17 protein-coding genes are annotated in these 20,579 nt (G+C 68.2%); 4 read left to right on the top strand and 13 right to left on the bottom strand.

Going from position 1 to position 20,579, the window contains the following annotated elements; genetic code table 11:
* Window positions 1-4 precede the first annotated feature (4 nt).
* The 3 genes from WS49_RS14890 to mltG are packed head-to-tail and all read right to left on the bottom strand — an operon-like array spanning window position 5 to window position 2,691.
* Window positions 5-1,033: a DNA polymerase III subunit delta' gene (locus WS49_RS14890; protein ID WP_059529761.1), complete on the bottom strand. Its 1,029-nt coding sequence runs from the start codon at window positions 1,031-1,033 to the stop codon at window positions 5-7.
* Window positions 1,034-1,051: 18 nt separating this feature from the next.
* Complete coding sequence (gene tmk, locus WS49_RS14885) at window positions 1,052-1,672, bottom strand: dTMP kinase (RefSeq protein WP_059529758.1); 621 nt, start codon at window positions 1,670-1,672, stop codon at window positions 1,052-1,054.
* On the bottom strand, window positions 1,672-2,691 hold the full coding sequence (gene mltG, locus WS49_RS14880; protein WP_059529755.1) for an endolytic transglycosylase MltG: 1,020 nt from the start codon (window positions 2,689-2,691) through the stop codon (window positions 1,672-1,674). The genes tmk and mltG overlap by 1 nt, the downstream gene beginning before the upstream one ends.
* A 77-nt stretch (window positions 2,692-2,768) precedes the next feature.
* Here mltG and ygfZ point away from each other — a divergent pair, with 77 nt between their 5' ends.
* Both ygfZ and WS49_RS14870 read left to right on the top strand, forming a co-directional pair.
* The gene (gene ygfZ / locus WS49_RS14875) at window positions 2,769-3,803 is read left to right on the top strand and encodes a CAF17-like 4Fe-4S cluster assembly/insertion protein YgfZ (protein ID WP_059529752.1); all 1,035 of its coding nucleotides are present in this window, start codon (window positions 2,769-2,771) and stop codon (window positions 3,801-3,803) included.
* A gap of 76 nt (window positions 3,804-3,879) precedes the next feature.
* On the top strand, window positions 3,880-4,725 hold the full coding sequence (locus WS49_RS14870; RefSeq protein ID WP_059529749.1) for an NRDE family protein: 846 nt from the start codon (window positions 3,880-3,882) through the stop codon (window positions 4,723-4,725).
* Between the two features lie 19 nt (window positions 4,726-4,744).
* Here the strand turns inward: WS49_RS14870 and WS49_RS14865 are convergent, their stop codons facing one another.
* From WS49_RS14865 to WS49_RS14845, 5 genes are all read right to left on the bottom strand, one after another.
* A complete protein-coding gene (locus WS49_RS14865; protein ID WP_059529746.1) occupies window positions 4,745-5,185 on the bottom strand; it encodes a GNAT family N-acetyltransferase in 441 nt (146 codons plus the stop codon).
* Between the two features lie 34 nt (window positions 5,186-5,219).
* On the bottom strand, window positions 5,220-6,179 hold the full coding sequence (locus WS49_RS14860; RefSeq protein WP_059529743.1) for an alpha/beta hydrolase: 960 nt from the start codon (window positions 6,177-6,179) through the stop codon (window positions 5,220-5,222).
* A gap of 61 nt (window positions 6,180-6,240) precedes the next feature.
* Entirely contained in the window at window positions 6,241-7,239 is a 999-nt protein-coding gene (locus tag WS49_RS14855; protein ID WP_059529740.1) for an NADP-dependent oxidoreductase, read from the bottom strand.
* 108 nt (window positions 7,240-7,347) lie between these two features.
* Window positions 7,348-7,827, bottom strand: coding sequence for a PaaI family thioesterase (locus WS49_RS14850; RefSeq protein WP_011885047.1), 480 nt, complete (start codon window positions 7,825-7,827; stop codon window positions 7,348-7,350).
* The gene (locus tag WS49_RS14845; RefSeq protein ID WP_059529737.1) at window positions 7,824-8,138 is read right to left on the bottom strand and encodes a Dabb family protein; all 315 of its coding nucleotides are present in this window, start codon (window positions 8,136-8,138) and stop codon (window positions 7,824-7,826) included. Before WS49_RS14845 ends, WS49_RS14850 begins: the two co-directional genes overlap by 4 nt.
* An 881-nt stretch (window positions 8,139-9,019) precedes the next feature.
* Between WS49_RS14845 and WS49_RS14840 the strand changes: the two genes are divergently transcribed.
* Window positions 9,020-11,161, top strand: a complete 2,142-nt coding sequence (locus tag WS49_RS14840; protein ID WP_059529971.1) for a hypothetical protein — start codon at window positions 9,020-9,022, stop codon at window positions 11,159-11,161.
* A 145-nt stretch (window positions 11,162-11,306) separates the two neighbouring features.
* On the opposite strand, the gene WS49_RS14835 is transcribed toward WS49_RS14840, so the two are convergent.
* From WS49_RS14835 to WS49_RS14815, 5 genes are all read right to left on the bottom strand, one after another.
* The gene (locus WS49_RS14835) at window positions 11,307-12,707 is read right to left on the bottom strand and encodes a sensor domain-containing diguanylate cyclase (RefSeq protein ID WP_059529734.1); all 1,401 of its coding nucleotides are present in this window, start codon (window positions 12,705-12,707) and stop codon (window positions 11,307-11,309) included.
* A 298-nt stretch (window positions 12,708-13,005) separates the two neighbouring features.
* Window positions 13,006-14,184 (bottom strand): acetyl-CoA C-acyltransferase, encoded by a 1,179-nt coding sequence (locus WS49_RS14830; protein WP_059529731.1) that lies wholly within the window; start codon window positions 14,182-14,184, stop codon window positions 13,006-13,008.
* Between the two features lie 45 nt (window positions 14,185-14,229).
* Window positions 14,230-14,862, bottom strand: a complete 633-nt coding sequence (pncA, locus tag WS49_RS14825; protein WP_059529728.1) for a bifunctional nicotinamidase/pyrazinamidase — start codon at window positions 14,860-14,862, stop codon at window positions 14,230-14,232.
* Window positions 14,863-14,905: 43 nt separating this feature from the next.
* Complete coding sequence (locus WS49_RS14820) at window positions 14,906-16,990, bottom strand: 3-hydroxyacyl-CoA dehydrogenase NAD-binding domain-containing protein (protein ID WP_059529725.1); 2,085 nt, start codon at window positions 16,988-16,990, stop codon at window positions 14,906-14,908.
* Window positions 16,991-17,171: 181 nt separating this feature from the next.
* Complete coding sequence (locus WS49_RS14815; RefSeq protein WP_059529722.1) at window positions 17,172-18,815, bottom strand: 3-(methylthio)propionyl-CoA ligase; 1,644 nt, start codon at window positions 18,813-18,815, stop codon at window positions 17,172-17,174.
* Between the two features lie 164 nt (window positions 18,816-18,979).
* On the opposite strand from WS49_RS14815, the gene WS49_RS14810 reads away from it, so the two are divergent.
* Complete coding sequence (locus tag WS49_RS14810; RefSeq protein WP_059529719.1) at window positions 18,980-20,548, top strand: protein adenylyltransferase SelO; 1,569 nt, start codon at window positions 18,980-18,982, stop codon at window positions 20,546-20,548.
* Window positions 20,549-20,579 lie beyond the last annotated feature (31 nt).

Genomic DNA, 20,579 nt, shown 5'->3' with positions numbered 1-20,579 from the left:
GCGCTCACGCGAACATTTCCCGATAACCGAGAAACAGTTCCTCGAATACGAGCCGGGCATTGAGCGGATGGTTCTCGACCGTCCGCTGGCGCGTCACGGCCTTCATGAAGCGCGCGAACGCATTCGCGTCGACGCCTTCCGCGCACCGCGCGAGCGCGGCCGCCTGCATCGGGAAGTAGCGCGGCGCGCCCGCCATCCGCTGCGCGAGCAGATCGTACAGCCAGCGCTGCAGCCAGCCGAGCACCAGCGGCACCGGCAGCTTCTGCAGCGTCTCGCCGCACGCGAACGGATCGCACGCGGCGCCGGCCGCGAGCTGGCCGAGCGTGAAATCGCGCAGCGGGCGGTTCTCGTCGCTCGCGAGCGCCAGCGCGGCGAGCGGCGCGCCGCCGGCCTCGGCGAGCAGCGCGCGCGCATCGCCGATGCCCTGCGCCGCGAGCCACGCCGCGGCCGCGTCGGGCGCCGGCACGGTCATCGGCCACTGCCGGCAGCGGCTGATGATGGTCGGCAGCAGCCGGTCGATGCGCGCCGACACCAGCAGGAACACGACGCCGGACGGCGGCTCCTCCAGCGTCTTCAGCAGCGCGTTCGACGCGGCGACGTTCAGCGCCTCGGCCGGATACAGCACGACGACGCGCGCGCCGCCGCGGTGCGAACCGACCCCGCAGAAGTCGAGCAACGCACGCACCTGCTCGATCTTGATTTCCTTGCTCGGCGTGCGCGTCTTCTTGCCGCCTTCGTCCGCGTCGGCCGGCTTCGCGTCGTCGATGACGCCCGGCGCCTCGCCCGCGAGCGCCTCGGGCAGCACGATCCGGTAGTCCGGATGGTTGCCCTGCGCGAACCACGTGCAGGCCGCGCAGGTGCCGCACGGCTCGCCGTTCGGCTGCGGCGCCTCGCACAGGAAGCCCTGCGCGAGATGCTGTGCGAACTGCAGCTTGCCGATCCCGGCCTGGCCGTGCAGCAGCAGCGCATGCGGCCACTGCGCACGCAGTTGCTGCAGGCGGTTCCAGTCGTCGGTCTGCCACGGATAGATCATGTGGTGCGTTCCTTCGTGTTACAGCGCGGCGAGCACGCGTTCGAGCTGCTGGCGGATTTCGGGAATCGTCTGCGTCGCGTCGACGATCGCGAAGCGATGCGGCGCTTCTTCCGCGCGCCGCAGGTATTCGCCGCGGGTGCGCGCGAAGAATGCGTCCGACTCGCTTTCGAACTTGTCGGGCATGCGCGCGGCGCCGCGGCGCTCGCTCGCCACTTGCGGCGCGACGTCGAACAGCACCGTCAGGTCGGGCTGGAAACCGCCCTGCACCCAGCGCTCGAGCGTCTCGAGCTTGTCGCGCGGCAGCCCGCGGCCGCCGCCCTGATACGCGAACGTGGCGTCGGTGAAGCGATCGGACACGACCCAATCGCCGCGCGCGAGCGCGGGCTCGATCACGAGCGCGAGGTGCTCGCGGCGCGCGGCGAACATCAGCAGCGCTTCGGTCTCGAGATCCATCGGCTGGTTCAGCAGGATTTCGCGCAGCTTCTCGCCCAGTTGCGTGCCGCCCGGCTCGCGGGTCACGACGACCTGCCGGCCGCTCGCGGCCAGCCTGGCCTGGAGGCGTTCGCAGAACCATTGCAGGTGGGTGGTCTTCCCCGCCCCGTCGATGCCTTCGAACGTGATGAATTTACCGCTCGCCATTATTGACCTCGTATGTACTTGTCCACGGCCTTGTTGTGGTCGCCGAGCGTGTCCGAGAACACGCTCGTGCCGTCGCCCTTCGCGACGAAATAGAGCGCGCTCGTCTGGGCCGGATTGATCGCCGCCTGCAGCGCGGCGACGCCCGGCAGGGCGATCGGCGTCGGGGGCAGCCCGCGGCGCGTGTAGGTATTGTAGGGAGTGTCGGCCTGCAGGTCGCGCTTGCGCAGGCGGCCGTCGTACGCATCCCCCAGGCCATAGATCACCGACGGATCGGTCTGCAGCGGCATCCCGATGCGCAGCCGGTTCGCGAACACCGCCGCGACGAACGCGCGATCGGCCGCGTGGCCCGTTTCCTTTTCGACGATCGACGCGATCGTCAGCGCTTCGTAAGGCGTCTTGTACGGCAGTCCGGGCACGCGCGCGGCCCACGCTTCGTCGAGGCGCGTCTGCATCAGGTGGTACGCACGCCGGTAGATGTTCAGATCGCTCGTGCCCTTGTCGAACAGGTAGGTGTCGGGGAAGAACAGCCCCTCGCCGCTGCCGCGCTGGATCGCGTTGTCCGGCGCCCCGATCGCGCGCAACAGTTCGGCGTCGCTCATGCCGGCCGTCGCGTGCGCGAGATCGGGATTGCCGTCGAGTTCCGCGCGCATCCGCTTGAAGGTCCAGCCTTCGATCACCGTCGCGACGTATTCGTTCACGTCGCCCCGTGCGATCTTCTGCAGCACGTCGTACGGCGTGATGCCGGTCTTGAATTCGTAGTTGCCGGACTTGAGCCGGCTCGACAGCCCGAGCAGGCGCGTCATCGCGACGAAGCCGAGCGGCTCGACCGGGACGCCGCCGCGCTTGAGCTGCAGCGCGACGCTCTTCACGCTGCTGCGCGGCTTGATCGTGACGTCGAGCGACGCGGCACCCAGCAGCAGCGGCCGGGTCGCCCAGTAATACCCGCCGCCCGCGCCGGCAGCGGCCACAACGACGGCCAGCGCCACGACAGTCGCGGCGCATTTCTTCAGTAGGGACATGGAAACGTGACTCAGGTAAGACCCATATAATACTTGCTCGCCTTCGTCAAAGTCAGGGTTGACTGTTCCCTCATTCCATGAGCACACCGTTCGCTTCACCGGCTGCCCAGCCCGCATCCGTCTCGCTCCCCGTTTTCCCCCGCCCGTCCGCCGCCGATTTCGACGCGCCGGGCGCCTGCATGCCGCTCGCGCAGTTCGGCGTGATCGACGTGGCCGGCGACGACGCCGCGACGTTCCTGCACAGCCAGCTCACCAACGACATCGAGCATCTCGATGCCGCGAGCGCGCGCCTGTCCGGCTATTGCTCGCCGAAGGGCCGCCTGCTCGCGTCGTTCCTCGCGTGGCGCGCCGGTCACGGCGTGCGCCTGCTCGTCTCGAAGGACGTCCAGGCCGCCGTGCAGAAACGACTGTCGATGTTCGTGCTGCGTGCGAAAGCGAAACTGACGGACGCGAGCGACGCGCTCGCGGTGGTCGGCTTCGCGGGCGACGTGCGCGACGCGCTGTCGGGCATCTTCGACGCGCTGCCGGACGGCGTGCACGTGAAGGTCGACGGCCCGGCCGGGGCGCTGATTCGCGTGCCGGATGCGGCTGGCCGCAAGCGCTACCTGTGGATCGGGCCGCGCGCGGAAGTCGACGCGCGTCTCGCCGCGCTCGCCGGCACGCTGCCGGTCGTGTCGCCGGCCGTGTGGGACTGGCTCGACGTGCGCGCGGGCGAGCCGCGCATCACGCAGCCGGCCGTCGAACAGTTCGTGCCGCAGATGGTCAACTTCGACGTGATCGGTGCCGTTAACTTCCGCAAGGGGTGCTACCCGGGCCAGGAAATCGTCGCGCGCAGCCAGTACCGCGGCACGATCAAGCGCCGTACCGCGCTCGCGCACGTCGTCGGCGAGACCGACACCGTGCATGCCGGCGTCGAGCTGTTCCACAGCGACGACCCGGGCCAGCCGTGCGGGATGATCGTCAACGCGGCGGCCGCGCCCGCGGGCGGCGTCGACGCGCTCGTCGAGATCAAGCTGGCCGCGCTCGACAACGGCACGGTGCACCTCGGTGCGGCCGACGGTCCGGCGCTCGCGTTCGACGCGCTGCCGTACGCATGGCCGACGGAAGCGTGACGCACTGACAACCCGTTCGCACGCCGGCTCGCACATGGCGGCCGGCGCCCGACGTTTCCTGCGAGAGATTCGCCCGATGTGTCTGATTGCCTTCGACTGGCAGCCTGATGCCGCCGCCGGTCCCGTCTTTACCCTGACCGCCAACCGCGACGAATTCTTTCGTCGCACGAGTGCGCCGCTTTCGTGGTGGGAGGATGTGCCGGGCGTGCTCGCCGGCCGCGATCTCGAAGCGGGCGGCACGTGGCTCGGCGTGTCGCGCGACGGCCGCTTCGCGGCGCTGACCAATTACCGCGCGCCGTTCGACATTCGCGCGGGCGCGCCGACCCGCGGCAAGCTCGTGTCCGATTTCCTCCGCGGCCCGTCCGTCGCGCCGCTCGACTACCTCGGCGAGCTGGCCGAGCACGCGGCTGTCTACAACGGCTTCAACCTGCTGGTCGGCGACTGGAAGCGGCGCGAACTCGCGTGGCTCTGCAATCGCGCGGCCGAAGGTGAAACCGGGATCGCCGCGCCGGTCTCGATCGGCGCCGGCGTGCATGCGCTGTCGAACGCGCGGCTCGATACACCTTGGCCGAAAGTCGTGCGCAAGCGCGCCGAACTCGGCACGCTGCTGACCGACAACCCGACCCCGTCGCTCGACGAGCTGATCGATCTGATGCGCGATCCGCATGTCGCGGACGACGACGCACTGCCGCATACCGGCATTCCGGTCGAGCGCGAGCGGGCGCTGTCGGCTGCGTTCATCGAGACGCCCGAATACGGCACGCGCGGCACGACCGCGCTGCGCGTGACGATGAAGGAAGGCGTGCGGCTGACGGTCGACATCAAGGAACGTTGCGACGACGACGGCTCGCACCGCACCGTTCGCCCGGGCAGTTTCGAGCGCGCGTTCACGTTCGACATCGACGCGACGCAACCGCGCTGAGCCTGCCGCCCGCGCGGCACTAGGGCGCGCGCGCCATCTCGACGTGCGGCACGCCGATTTCGACGAACGGTTCGCCGATCGCCGCGAAGCCGTGCCGCGCGTAGAACGACACCGCGGCATCCTGCGCGTAGAGCCGCACGACCGGCTCGCCGCGATGCCGCGCCGCGTCCAGCAGCGCATGCAGCACGGCCGATCCCGCGCCCTGCCCGCGCGCGTCGGCCAGCACCGCGACGCGGCCGATCGTGCCGGTGCGCAGCAGCCGTCCCGTCGCGACCGCGCGGCGCGCGCCGGTCGCCGCATCGACACGGTAAGCCACCGCGTGCAGCGACAGCGGATCCTCGTCGTCGAGCTCCCATTCCGGCGGAATCCGCTGCTCGCGCACGAACACCGCATCGCGAATACGTGCGGCATCGCCGCCCAGCACGGCCCAGTCACCCGTTTCCACCCAGCCGTCGGTCATCGCTTCCTCCGCGCGGCGCCGGGCGCCGCCGCCGTCAAACGTCGTCGAATGCGGCCTTGAGCGCCGCCACCGCGTCGGCATGCGCGGCCCGCACCTCCGGCACGTAGCCGCCCATCTTGAAGAACTCGTGGATCATCCCCGGATAGCAGACCAGCGTAACCGCATTGCCGGCCGCGCGCAGCTTGTCCGCGTACGCAGCGCCCTCGTCGCTCAGCGGGTCGTATTCGGCCGTCGCGATCCAGGCCGGGGCCACACCGGCGAACGACGGCGCGCCGCGCGTGCCGTCGAGCGGCGCGAAGCGCCAGTCGTCGCGGTCGGATCGATCCCGCACGTATTGCGTGAAGAACCACTGGATCGTGTCCTGCGTCAGCAGGTAGCCGTTCGCGAGCCGTCCGTGCGATTCGGTGTCCTGGTAGCCCGTCACGCCCGGATAGATCAGCAGCTGCAGCGCAAGGTCGATGCCCGCGTCGCGCGCGAGCACCGCGCAGACGGTCGCGAGCGTGCCGCCCGCGCTGTCGCCGCCGACCGCGAGCCGCGCCGCATCGATGCCGAACGCGGCGGCCTCGCGATGCAGCCAGCGCAATGCGTCGTCGGCGTCGTTCACCGCGGTCGGGAACCGGTGCTCGGGCGCGAGCCGGTAGTCGACCGACAGCACCGCGCACTGCGCGTCGCGCGCGAACATGCGACACAGCGCGTCGTGCGTGTCGACGCTGCCGACCGTGAAACCGCCGCCGTGGTAATAGACGAACGCCGGCAGCGGTTCGGCGAGGCTCGGCTCGACCGGCAGATACAGCCGCGCGCCGATCGTGCGGCCATCGCGCGTCGGCACGACGCAGGCCTCGACCGAATGCATCGGCGCGGGCGCGACGTCGAGGATCGGCGCGCTCTTCTCGTACGCGGCGCGCGCCTGCTGCGGCGTCTGATGGTGATAGGACGGGCGTTTCGCGCGCTCGACCATGTCGAGTATCTGGGCGATCTTCGGATTCAGCGGCATCGGTGAGAACGGCGCGTGCGGCGCCGTGAACGGACAAGCGTCACATGATGCCATGCGCGGATCAGACGAGCTGCACGAGCTGCTTGCCGAAATTGCGGCCTTTCAGGAGCCCGAGGAACGCGTCCGGCGCCCGCTCGAGTCCGTATGCGATCGTCTCCCGGTAATGCAGCTGCTTCGTCGCGACGAGCTCGCTGAGCTCGGCCAGCGCGGGCGGCCATGCGTCGGGATATTCGAACACGATGAAGCCCTGCATCGTCAGCCGCGAACGCAGGATCAGGCCCGGATTCGCGAGCGGCACGGGCACGCCGTCGTAGCCGGCGATCATCCCGCACACGGCGATCCGGCCGAATGCGTTCATCCGCGTCATCGTCGTGTCGAGCACGGCGCCGCCGACGTTCTCGAAACAGCCGTCGACGCCGTCCGGCGTCGCGGCGGCCAGATCGTCGGCCAGCCGGCCGGCCTTATAGTCGACGCACGCGTCGAAGCCGAGCGTGTCGACCACGTAGCGGCACTTGTCGGGGCCGCCCGCGATACCGACCGCGCGGCATCCGGCGCGCTTCGCGAGCTGGCCGACGACGCTGCCGACCGCCCCGCTCGCCGCGCTGACGACGATCGTTTCGCCGGCTTTCGGCGCGATGATCCGGTTCAGCCCGACCCACGCCGTCACGCCCGGCATGCCGGTCACGCCGAGCCAGGCGGACAACGGCACCCGCGACGTGTCCACCTTGCGCAGCCCGTTGCCGTTCGACGTGCCGTATTCCTGCCAGCCGAACTGGCCGACCACGTGCTCGCCGACAGCGAAATCCGGGTGACGCGATTCGATCACCTCGCCCGCCGTGCCGCCGATCATCACTTCGTTCAGCGGCTGCGGCACCGCGTACGACTTCGCGTCGTTCATGCGTCCGCGCATGTACGGATCGAGCGACAGGAAATGGTTGCGGACCCGCAGCTCGCCGTCGGCGAGCGGCACGAGCGGCGTTTCGACGAGCCGGAAGTTGTCGGCGCTCGCGGCGCCTTGCGGGCGTGACACGAGCAGAATCTGGCGATTGATCGTGTTCATGGCTGGCTCCTTGGCTCCGTTCGCAGCGTGACGCGGGCCCGCTGCGAATCCGTGCCGCAAAACAAAACGGCCCTGCCCGTAACCAGGCAGGGCCGCGCGTTCCGGCGCTTACGCGTCGCTCGGGCCGGGGTGGGCATCCGGCGCCGTGCGCGTGCGTTGCCGCTTGATGTCGCGGCCGACCGCGAGCCGCCGCATGTACTTGAACGTGCCGAGCGCCTTCGCGACGAAGTTGCCGTCGCTGTCGCGCACTTCACCTTCGCAGTACGCCATCGTCGTCGAACGATGCATCACGCGTCCGTATGCGCGCAACTCGCCGCGCCCGGGCTGCATGAAATTCACCTTCATCTCGACCGTGACGACGCCGACGCCGTCGTCGGTCAGGCTCCGGGCGGCCATCGCGAGCGCGATGTCCGACAGCGTCATCGTCACGCCGCCGTGCGCGATGCTCCACGTGTTCATGTGCCGCTCGTCGAGCGGCAGCACGATCTCGCTCGCGCCATCCTTCGCGGACACGAGCCGCACGCCGAGCAGATCGACGAACGGGCTTTCGATCGACGGGCCGTCCGTCGGGGATGCCGCGTCGCTCATCGTGCGCTGTCGGACAGGTAGTCGACGCACTGGCGCGATTCGGCCACGGCAACGACGAATTTCTTCACTTCCTGGTGAACCGGGTGCACCTGGTACGCATCGAGCGCGGCCTGATCCGTGAAATCGGACACCAGCACGACGTCCGACGTGGCTTCCAGGCCCGGCGTCGCGATGCCGACGTCGAGTTGCAGGATGCCCGGTACGAGGTCGCGGCAGCCTTCGAGCTTTTCCTTCAGCTTCAACGCGTTTTGCGCACGCGTGCCGCCTTCCGCCGATTCTTTCAGCTTCCACATCACGATATGTCTGATCACTTCCGTTGCTCCTGTTCGTTGGCGTGCGTGCTGCCGGCGCGCCGCTGGGGCGGCGGGCGACGCACCCCGTCTGTTGTCGGTCTGCGCTGTTTGCCTGCTGGCGCGGGCGGGCCGGGACGAAACGGGTCGAATATCGACCGTCGTCCGGTCGTTCCGACGACGATACGCGATTTTTCACCGCATCGATATTCGACGACGCGATCCGGGAAACGGCGGCAGGCACCAAGCCTACCAAACTTGACGACCGCGATGGGGTGATCATGCAGCGGGCAGCCCGCATCGGTTGGCGTGCGGCGGCAATGGCGTCCGTCTGCGGCCGAATGGCGGGAACGCGCATTGCTCGGCCGAATCGGCCGGCTTCACGTCGCGATTGGCTCGACTCCGGTCCGGCATCAATCGCCGGATCGCCGGATTGAAGCGCCATTGCCAACCATTTGATCGATCGTTATCCGGATTCGTTATTCATATTTTCATAATCGCAGTTTTTACCGACTAGACGAGTAATAATTGCGATTTAACAGGCAATTAAATATTCGAAAATCCATAAAACATCATTGACTTTGACTTTCATCGAAATTTAGAATCCCATACAACGTCTTTCGTCTGATTTTTCAGAACCGCACGAACATTGCCCTTCGCCTTCGCGAAGGCTTTCTCCAGTGACTACACCCGCATCAAAACGGGCGGCGCGTCCTTTTGCCTTCACTTTTCGGCATTGATCGCCCATTCGATTAATACCGTTCAATTCGCCCCCGAGCATCACTCGACGATTAATCCCGGACATTTTCAGAATGCCCACGACGCGGCACAAAGCGGATCAAACCGTCCGCTCATTCAGCATTCCGATAAAAATCACATGCATCAGGAGGGTCGTCATGAACGTGCACCGCTTCACCAAATCGCTGTGTCTCGGATTCGTCTGCGCGGGCCTGCTCGCCGCCTGCAACGACGACGACGTACAGTCGAGCGGTACGCCGTCGAATAGCGCCGCACTGTCGTTTCGCATGGACGCCGGCGGGCAGATCAATGCGTTCTACCGGCAGGACAAGGTCGCCGCGCACTTGCTGGTGCGCTCGTCGACGAAACCGCGTCTGCTCGTGGTGTTTCCGGCCGGCAACAGCGGCACCGGGGTGTGGTTCGACGACGTCGCTCAGCCGGTGAACTGGAGTCTCGACACGCCACCGTCCGCACTGTCGGCGCCCGACACGCGCGGTCGCGCGTTGTACGGCATCGGCGCCGACGTGTCGGTCGACACCGATACGCTGACGATCCGCCAGGGCCTGCTCGGCAACGTGCGCTTCCTGCGCGACTTCAACGGCGGCGCGACGATTCCGCCGGAGATCGTCACCGCCCCGACGGTCCAGGGCAGCGCCGTGCAATGGCAGCGCGACCGGATCGACGGCGCGCCCGGCCAGATGCTGCGCATCACGCTGCGCGACGGCGGCAGCATCGCGACGGCCGCGGGCGGCAAGCTCGTGCTGCGCGCGGCGCCCGGCGCGCATACGCTGAAACTGCACGTCGACGCGCTGTCGGGCGAAACGCCGTTGTCGCCAATCCTGCGCGCGGACCTGCTCGCGCCGTCCGTGAATCCCGACCCGGTCAGCCAGAACGTGCTCGAATTCCTGAGCTTCCACGACAAGCTGCTGGCCGGCTCGTGGCAATACGACACGTACTTCGGCCGCGACACGCTGATCTCGGTGCGCATGCTGATGCCGGTGCTTGAGCCCGCGGCGATCGAGGCCGGGCTGACGTCGGTGCTGAGTCGCCTGTCGAACGACGGCAAGGTCGCGCACGAGGAAGGCATCGGCGAATTCGCGCTGGTCGACAACGCGAAGCACGGCCGGCCGAACGATGCAACGCCGACCTACGATTACAAGATGATCGACAGCGACTACCTGCTCGCGCCGATCGCGGCGGCCTGGCTGATCGACGACGCGCGCGGCCAGGCGCGCGCGGCCGCCTATCTCGCGCAACGCGGCAGCGACGGCCAGACGAACGGCAGCCGGCTCGTCGTCAACCTGCTGCACGTCGCGGCGACCGCGCAGCCGTTCGCCCAGCAGCCGTCGGTCGCGAACCTGATCCACCTGCGGCCCGGCGAAATCGTCGGCAACTGGCGTGACAGCACCGACGGGCTCGGCGGCGGCGTCTATCCGTACGACGTGAATGCGGTGCTCGTGCCGGCCGCGCTGCGCGCGGCGAATGCGTTCCTCGCGCGCGGCCTGCTCGATCCTTACCTGGACGCCGGGCAACGCGCGACGCTCGCGAACACGGCGACCGAAGCGGCGACCTGGGAGCAGCAGGCGCCGCCGCTGTTCCAGGTGAGCGTGCCGGCCGCGCAGGCCGCGACCGACATATCGGCCTATGCGCCGTCTGCCGGTGTGCCGGCCGGCGCCGCGCCGAGCGCGCCGCTGATGTTCTACGCGCTGTCGCTCGACCAGCAAGGCACGCCGATCCCGGTGATGAATTCCGACGGCGGCTTCGCGCTGCTGTTCGGCACGCCGCCGGACGACCAGCTTCAGCGGATCGTCACCGACGTTACGCGGCCGTTCCCGACCGGGCTCGTCACCGACGTCGGGATGCTGATCGCGAACCCCGCGTATGCGAACCAGGCGCTGTGGCCCAAATTCACGAGTTCCGCATATCACGGCACGGTGATCTGGTCGTGGCAGCAGGCGATGTGGGTCGCCGGGCTCGACCGCCAGCTCGCGCGCCAGGATCTGTCGGACACAACGCGCACGCTGCTGACGCAGGCCCGGCAGACGATCTGGCAGGTGATCTCGAACGGACGCGACATGCGCACGTCGGAAATGTGGACCTGGTCGTACGTGAACGGCCGGTACCAGACCGATGCATTCGGCACCCGCAGCGCGGATGCAACCGAGGCCAACGCGGCACAGCTGTGGAGCACGACGTATCTCGCGATCCGCGATCCGCAACTGCGCGCGGGCAAGTACTGGTGGCAGGCGTCGCAGCGGATGCAGGACGCGCAGCCGGAGCGTGCGGCGGCCATCGCGTCGCGTTAGCCGATGCGCCAGTGAAACGAAAGCCCCGCACGCGCATGCTCGTGCGGGGCTTCATTCCAGTTGCGTGCGAGACGAACCTGCCTCGCGTCGCGCCATCATGTTGCGGCCGCGCGCACTACGTCGTCGAATGCGCGACGGCCGCTCGTCAGTGCGCGACCACGCGATTGCGCCCGTCGCGCTTCGCCTGGTACAGCCGTTCATCGACCGCCCGCAGCAACGCATCGACCGTGCTCCCGTCGACACCGTACTGCGCGACGCCGACGCTGACCGTCACCTGCACGCGCTTGAAATCCAGCCCGAACGGCGAACTCGCGATCGACGAACGCACGCGCTCGGCCGTCATGCGCGCGCCTTCGAGCGGCATCTCGGGCAACAGCGCCATGAATTCCTCGCCGCCGACCCGCGCGAGAGCACCGGCCGGACGAATCGCCTCGAGACACTGGCGCACGACGCCGCGCAGCACCTCGTCGCCGATCTGGTGCCCGTATGCGTCGTTGATGTTCTTGAAGTTGTCGAGATCGAGCGCGAGCAGGCAAAACGGCGTGCCGTCGCGCTCCGCGCGCACGATCTCGCGCTCGACCTGCGCGATGAACTGGCGGCGGTTCGACGCGCCCGTCATCGGATCGGTCGCGGCCATGTATTCGAGCTTCTGGTTCGTGCGCCGCAACTCCTGCAACGCACTCTCGGTGCGCGCCATCGATTCCGAGAGCCGACTCATCAGGTCTTCCTGACTGTAGATCGCCGAGAACGAGCGCGTCGTCTGCAGCGCCTGCACGACGCCGTAGCTGAGCAGGAAGAACCCGCCCGCGAAGATCGCATGCGCGAGCCACCACATGTGGTTCCAGGGCTTGCCGAGGATGAACGCGAGCGACGACAGCGCGAACGCCATGATCGACACGCCGTAGATCACCATCAGCGGCGAACGGATGCGCCGCGCGAGCAGCACGCCGACGTTGAGCAGCGAAAACACCAGCGCGCCGCCTTCCATCGACAGTCGCGTGCCCAGCGCGCCCGCGACCGGCGAATACGCAATGTATGCGACCGCCACGTCGACGACCAGGAACAACACGATCCACGGCAGCCACGTTCGCGCGCGCGTACGCTTCTCAAACCGATCGGGCGGCTGCGAATACGACAGCAGCCCCGTCAGCAGCAGGATCGACATCACGAGGCGCGATGCAGGCCCGTACAGCAGGAACAGCCAGATGTTGTGATGCGCCATCCCGGTGAACACGCCGTGCATCGCATAGATCATCGCGAAGCCCAGAAAGCCGAGTGTCAGCCAGCGCAACAGCGGCTCGCCGGACGACCGGTAGCACACCCACGTCACGTAGGTGACGAACGCACCCTCGAGGGTCGCGGCGGCGATCGCAATTTCATGGAAGGCGTGGCTCTCGAACACGACGTGCGGGTCGCTGTAGAACCACAGATAGGCGATCAGATAGGCTGGCAGCAATGCGAAGCCGACCAGCAGGCATTTCGCATAGAGCCTCGCGGCCGCGCTGACGACGCGCGGCGGTTCCCCGGCTGCATAGGTCGTGCTCAATTCGGTCCCCGTTCGGTCTGCTGCGTGGTTCGAACGTTCACGGTGCCGGACACGCGCGATGCATCGACTGCGCCGGCTACCGGAAACGCATCGCGTGCGTCGGTGCGATGCACGCGTTGCCCCATCCCGCCGAAAGGCAAATGTCAGAGCAAGTATAGGTGCGGCAATTCGTTTGACAAGTAAGGGGAAACGGCAGCATCGAACCGGCACCGTTTGCTTCCCAATCCTTTCGAATCGCATTCGACGGCCGCGGCTTGCGTCGGCGCAAGCGGCAGCCGTCGGCCGGCATGCAAAAAAATCAGACGATTTCGAACAGGCCGGCGGCGCCCTGCCCGCCGCCGATGCACATCGTGACGACCACGTATTTCACGCCGCGCCGCTTGCCTTCGATCAGCGCATGCCCCGTCAGGCGCGCACCCGACACGCCGTACGGATGGCCGACCGCGATCGCGCCGCCGTTCACGTTCAGGCGGTCGTCAGGAATCCCGAGCGTATCGCGGCAGTACAGCACCTGCACCGCGAACGCTTCGTTCAGTTCCCACAGGCCGATGTCGTCGACCTTCAGCCCCGCCTGCTTCAGCAGCTTGGGCACCGCGAACACCGGGCCGATGCCCATTTCGTCCGGCTCGCAACCGGCGACCGCGAAACCGCGGAACACGCCGAGCGGCTGCAGCCCTTCGCGCTGTGCGACATCCGCGTTCATCACCACGCACGCCGACGCGCCGTCCGAGAACTGGCTCGCGTTGCCCGCGGTGATCACGCCGCCCGGCACGGCCGAACGGATCTTCGACACGCCGTCGAGCGTCGTGTCCGGCCGGATGCCTTCGTCGGCCGACACCGTCACGTCCTGCGTGAACAGCCGGCCCGTCGGCTTGTCGGCGATGCCCGCGCGTACCGTGATCGGCACGATCTCGTCGTTGAAGCGCCCGGCTTCCTGCGCGGCCGCGGCCCGCAGTTGCGACCGCACGCCGTACTCGTCCTGCCGCTCCTTCGAGATTCCGTAGCGCTTCGCAACGTTCTCAGCCGTCTGAAGCATGTTCCAGTAGATCTCGGGCTTGTGCTCGACGAGCCAGCCCTCCTGGATCATGTGCCGGTTCATCTCGTTCTGCACGCACGAGATCGATTCGACGCCGCCCGCGACATACACGTCGCCCTCGCCCGCGACGATCCGTTGCGCGGCGAGCGCGATGGTTTGCAGCCCGGACGAGCAGAAACGGTTCACCGTCATCCCCGGCACGCTCACCGGCAGCCCGGCGCGCAGCGCGATCTGCCGCGCGATGTTCGCGCCGGTCGCGCCTTCGGGGTTCGCGCAGCCCATGATCACGTCCTCGATGCGCGCGGGGTCCAGCTTCGCGCGTTCGAGCGCGGCCGCGACCACGTGGCCGCCGAGCGTCGCGCCGTGCGTCATGTTGAATGCGCCACGCCACGATTTCGCGAGCGGCGTGCGTGCGGTCGATACGATTACGGCTTCGGTCATGCGAGTCTCCTTCGGTCCTGCTGTCCTGAATCGGATGGGAATGCGCTACGCCGTCGGGCGCGCGCCCGCGGACGTCACGTGCGCGACGCCCGCCGCCTGCATCTGTTGCCATGCGTGCGCGAGCGACCCGTTCAGGTCGATCGCACGGCACGCATCGTTGATCACGGCGGCCTCGAAGCCGGCCGCGCGCGCGTCGAGCGCGGACCACGCGACGCAATAGTCGGTCGCGAGCCCGCAGCACCACACGCGCTTCGCGCCGAGCTCGCGCAGATAGCCGGCCAGCCCCGTGCGCGTCGTGCGATCGGCTGCGACGAACGCGGAATAGCTGTCGACCTGCGCGTCGCCGCCCTTGCGGATCACGAGCCTCGCGTGCGGGATGTCGAGGTCGCGATGCAGCGCCGCGCCTTCGGTGTCCTGCACGCAATGCACGGGCCACAGCACCTGCTCGCCGTACGGCAGCGCAAGCGTCGAGAACGGCTCGCGCCCCGGATGATTCGCCGCGAACGACACGTGGTCGCGCGGGTGCCAGTCCTGCGTCAGCACGACCTGGTCGAAGCGTCGCGCGAGCGCGTTGATCATCGGCACGACCGCGTCGCCGTCCGGCACCGCGAGTGCGCCGCCCGGCATGAAGTCGTACTGCACGTCGATCACGAGCAACACGTCGTCAGTGCGTTTCATTGCGTTTCTCCTTGCAAGCCCGGGCGCGCCGTCACGCCCGGCGTCAGCCGTTGAACCCGCGTCCGGCCTTCGCCAGTTCGACGATCGACGGCGCGAGCTGCCACGCATCGCCGTTCGGCGCGGCCGCATAGCGGCGGATCGCGCGCTCGACGTTGTAGAGGCCGACCATGTCCGCATACAGCATCGGGCCGCCACGCCACAGCGGGAAGCCGTAGCCGGTCAGATAAACCATGTCGATGTCGGACGCCTTCGACGCGATCTTCTCCTCGAGAATCTTCGCGCCTTCGTTGACGAGCGCGAACACGAGCCGCTCGACGATCTCGTCGTCGCCGATCTTGCGCCGCTCCACGCCGCGCTCCTTCGAATACGCGACGACCATCTCGTCGACGAGCGCCGACGGCTTCGCCTTGCGCTCGCCCGGCACGTAGTCGTACCAGCCGCCGCCCGTCTTCTGGCCGAAGCGGCCCTGTTCGCACAGGCGGTCGGCGATCTTCGAGTAATGCAGATCGGGCTGCTCGACATAGCGGCGCTTGCGGATCGCCCAGCCGATGTCGTTGCCGGCGAGGTCGCTCATCCGGAACGGGCCCATCGCGAAACCGAACTTCTCGATCGCGCGATCGACCTGCGCAGGCAGCGCGCCTTCCTCGAGCATGAAGAGTGCCTGGCGGATGTACTGCTCGATCATCCGGTTGCCGATGAAGCCGTCGCACACGCCCGACACGACCGCCGTCTTGCGGATCTTCTTCGCCACCGCCATCACGGTGGCGAGCACGTCCTTCGCGGTCTGCGCGCCGCGCACGACCTCGAGCAGCTTCATCACGTTCGCCGGGCTGAAGAAGTGCATGCCGACCACGTCCTGCGGCCGCTTCGTGAACGCGGCGATCTTGTCGACGTCGAGCGTCGACGTGTTCGACGCGAGGATCGCACCGGGCTTCGCCACCGCATCGAGCTGGCCGAACACCTGCGCCTTCACGCCGAGCTCCTCGAACACGGCCTCGACGATCAGGTCCGCATCCTTCAGGTCGTCGTAGGACAGCGTCGGCGTGATCAGCGCCATGCGCGCGTCGAGCTTCTGCTGCGTGAGCTTGCCCTTCTTCACCTGCGCGTCGTAGTTCTTGCGGATCGTGGCCAGCCCGCGGTCGAGCGCGTCCTGCTTCGTCTCGAGCAGCGTGACGGGCAGGCCCGCGTTGATGAAGTTCATCGCGATCCCGCCGCCCATCGTGCCCGCGCCGATCACGCCGACGCGGCGGATCTCGCGCACCGGCGTATCGGCCGGCACGTCGGGAATCTTGCTCGCCGCGCGCTCGCCGAAGAACGCATGGCGCAGCGCGCGGCTTTCCGGCGTCATCATCAGCGCGACGAAACCGTCGCGCTCGGCGACGCTGCCCTTGTCGAAACCGTTCAGCACGCCGGCCTCGATCGCGTCGATGCACTTGTGCGGCGCGGGGAAGTTCGGCGCGGCGGCCCGTGCGGAATTGCGCGCGAACTGGATGAAGCCCGCCGCATTCTCGTGGACGATCCCGCGATCGCGCACGCGCGGATGCGGCCCCTGCCGCGCGCCGACCTTGCGCGCGAACGCGACGGCCGCGTCGAGCAGGTCGCCGTCGGCCATCTCGTCGAACAGCCCGCTCGTCGCGAGCTGCTCCGACGGCACCGGCGCGCCCGACACGATCATGTTCAGCGCGGTTTCGAGGCCCACCGCGCGCGGCAGGCGTTGCGTGCCGCCCGCGCCCGGCAGCAGGCCGAGCTTCACCTCCGGCAGCGCGACTTGCGCGCCGGGCGCCGCGACGCGATAGTGCGCGCCGAGCGCGAGCTCCAGGCCGCCGCCCATCACGACGCTGTGCAGCGCCGCGACGACCGGTTTCGCGCTCGCCTCCACCGCGCGGATCACGGTGTGCAGCGTCGGTTCCTGCAGGGCCTTCGGGGTATTGAATTCGGTGATGTCGGCGCCGCCCGAGAACGCGCGGCCCGCGCCGGTCAGCACGATCGCCGTGACCGACGGATCCTGCGCGGCGCGATCGAGCGCGTCCATGACGCCCTGGCGTGTCGACAGGCCGAGCCCGTTGACGGGCGGATTGTTGAGCGTGATGACGGCCACGCCGTCGCGAGTCGAGTAATCCACTGCCATCTGCCTGCCTCCATGCATCGCGCGCCGGGGTGGCTGCGCTTCATTGTGCGCGGTCGAACGGCCGCATGTCCGGATCGAACGGAGGCAGCATACAACGAAAAAGCACGGTCGTTCAATTTGATTTTGTCCCGATCCGGGGCCGGATCGGGAGACCGCGCGGCGGGCCGTCGCCGGTCGCGGCTTACGGCTCGCCGACCGCCGTCGGCAGCACGTAGTTGCGGAACGTCTCGCGCAGCTTCAGCTTCTGCAGCTTGCCGGTCGCGGTGTGCGGCAGCGATTCGACGAACACGACGTCGTCGGGCACCCACCACTTCGCGACCTTGCCCTCGTAAAACGCGAGCAGCGCGTCGCGCGTCAGGTTCGCCCCTTCGCGCGGCACCACGACGAGCAGCGGACGCTCGGTCCATTTCGGGTGCGCGCACGCGATGCAGGCGGCTTCGGCGACACCCGGGTGCGCGATCGCGACGTTCTCGATGTCGATCGAGCTGATCCATTCGCCGCCGGACTTGATCACGTCCTTGCTGCGGTCGGTGATCTGCAGGAAGCCGTCGGGGTCGATCGTCGCGACGTCGCCGGTCGGGAACCAGCCGTCCGACAGCGGCGACGTATCGCCCTTGAAGTAGCGATCGATCACCCAGGGCCCGCGCACCTGCAGCTCGCCGAACGCGACGCCGTCCCACGGCAGTTCGCGGCCGTCGTCGCCGACGATCCGCATGTCGACACCGCAGATCACGCGCCCCTGCTTTTCCAGCAACCGGCGCTGCGCGTCGAGCGGCCGCTGCGACTGCGCCCAGTTCAGCGTCGCGAGCGTGCCGAGCGGCGACAGCTCGGTCATCCCCCACGCGTGGATCACGCGCACGCCGTATTCGTCCTCGAACGTGCGCAGCATCGCGGGCGGGCACGCGGAGCCGCCGATCACCGTGCGGTTCAGCGTCGAGAAACGCACGCCGGCCTCGCGCATGTAGTTCAGCAGCCCGAGCCACACGGTCGGCACGCCCGCGGAAAACGTCACGCGCTCGGTCTCCATCAGTTCGTACAGCGACTTGCCGTCGAGGTCCTTGCCGGGCAGCACGAGCTTGCCGCCCGTGAGCGGCACCGCATACGGCAACCCCCACGCGTTCACATGGAACATCGGCACGACGGGCAGCACGGCGTCGAGCGCCGACAGGTTCATCGCGTCGGGCAGCGCGGCGCCGTATGCGTGCAGCACCGTCGAGCGATGCGAATACAGCACGCCTTTCGGGTTGCCGGTCGTGCCCGACGTGTAGCACAGGCCGGACGCCTGCAATTCGTCGAGACGCGGCCAGTCGTAGCGGCCGTCCTCGGCGTCGACGAGCGTTTCGTAGCAGAGGAACGGCGTCGCGCCGGACGGCAGGTGCGCGGCGTCGGTCATCGCGATCCAGCCTTTCACGTGCGGACACTGCGGCGCGATCACGTCGATGAGCGGCGCGAAATTGATGTCGAAGCAGACGTAGCGGTCTTCCGCGTGATTGACGATGTAGGCGATCTGCTCAGGGAAGAGACGGGGGTTGATCGTATGGCACACGGCGCCCATCCCGCCGATCCCGTAATACGCCTCCAGATGCCGGTAGCCGTTCCAGGCCAGCGTGCCGACTCGGTCGCCCGATTCGACACCGAGCCGCGCGAGCGCCTGCGCGAGCCGTTTCGCGCGCTGCTCGCAGTCGCGGTACGTGTAGCGATGCAGGTCGCCTTCCACGCGCCTCGACACGATCTCCGTGTCGCCCGCATGACGCGCGGCGTGCGCGATCAGCGACGACACCAGCAACGGCATGTCCATCATCTGGCCCAGCAACGGCTTACCCATCGTCTTGTTCTCCCGGAAGGACGCGAATCGGTGACCAGCCTCGACACGGTGCGCCAGCTTGCAGCCTGTCCACGGCCCGGACAGGCCTGACGCAAGGCGCGCGGGCCGCCATGCGGGCGGCGCGGCGCCGCCTTACAATATCGGCTTACCCAGAGGCGCTCAACATGTCGTTTTCCCGAAGCGCAGCCGATACGGCTGACACTCTCCCCGACCTCGCCGCGACGCTCGGCGCGCCGGCCGCCGGCGCGTTCGTCACGCTCGGCGACGCGTTTCATACGCGGCTGCCGGCCGCGCCGCTGCCCGCGCCGTACGTCGTCGGCTTTTCCGACGAAGTCGCGCACCTGCTCGGGCTGCCGGTGTCGCTCGGCCGGCAGCCCGGGTTCGCCGAGCTGTTCGCCGGCAACCCGACGCGCGACTGGCCGGCGAGCGCGATGCCGTATGCGTCGGTGTATTCCGGTCACCAGTTCGGCGTGTGGGCCGGCCAGCTCGGCGACGGCCGCGCGCTGACGATCGGCGAACTCCCCGGCGCGGACGGCCAGCGCTACGAACTGCAGATCAAGGGCGGCGGCCGCACGCCGTATTCGCGGATGGGCGACGGCCGCGCGGTGCTGCGCTCGTCGATCCGCGAATTCCTGTGCTCGGAAGCCATGCATCACCTCGGCATCCCGACTACCCGCGCGCTCACGGTGATCGGCTCCGACCAGCCGGTGGTGCGCGAGGAGATCGAGACGTCGGCCGTCGTCACGCGTGTTTCGGAGAGCTTCGTGCGCTTCGGCCACTTCGAGCATTTCTTCTCGAACGATCGCCCGGACCTGCTGCGCCAGCTCGCCGATCACGTGATCGGCCGCTTCTATCCCGCATGCCGCGACGCCGACGATCCGTACCTCGCGCTGCTCGAAGCCGCAATGCTGCGCACGGCCGACCTCGTCGCGCAGTGGCAGGCGGTCGGCTTCTGCCACGGCGTGATGAACACCGACAACATGTCGATCCTCGGCGTGACGATCGACTACGGCCCGTTCGGCTTCGTCGACGCGTTCGACGCGAATCACATCTGCAACCACTCCGACACGAGCGGCCGCTACGCGTACCGGATGCAGCCGCGCATCGCGCACTGGAACTGCTACTGCCTCGCGCAGGCGCTGCTGCCGCTGATCGGGCTGCAGCACGGGATCGCCGACGACGATGCGCGCGCCGAGCGCGCGGTCGACGACGCGCAGGCCGTGCTCGCGAAGTTTCCCGAACGCTTCGGCCCCGCGCTCGAACGCGCGATGCGCGCGAAGCTCGGCCTCGAGCTCGAGCGCGAGAACGACGCCGAGCTCGCGAACAAGCTGCTCGAAACGATGCACGCGAGCCATGCGGACTTCACGCTGACGTTCCGCCGGCTCGCGCAGCTGTCGAAGCACGACGCGAGCCGCGACGCGCCGGTGCGTGACCTGTTCATCGATCGCGACGCATTCGACGCGTGGGCGAACCTCTATCGCGCACGGCTGTCCGAGGAAACGCGCGACGACGCGGACCGCGCGGCCGCGATGAATCGCGTGAATCCGAAATACGTGCTGCGCAACCATTTGGCCGAGGTCGCGATCCGGCGCGCGAAGGAAAAGGATTTTTCCGAAGTCGAGCGACTCGCGCAGGTGCTGCGCCGGCCATTCGACGAACAACCGGAACACGAAACGTATGCGGCATTGCCGCCCGACTGGGCCGGGTCGCTCGAAGTGAGCTGCTCGTCGTGACCCGCACGACCCGACCGACCGATCAGGAGAA

The organism is Burkholderia sp. RF7-non_BP4, from assembly GCF_001521935.1.
GTDB lineage: Bacteria > Pseudomonadota > Gammaproteobacteria > Burkholderiales > Burkholderiaceae > Burkholderia > Burkholderia diffusa.
Note: the sequence above shows the minus strand (reverse complement) of the source record. Positions and strands in the feature narration are given on the sequence as shown.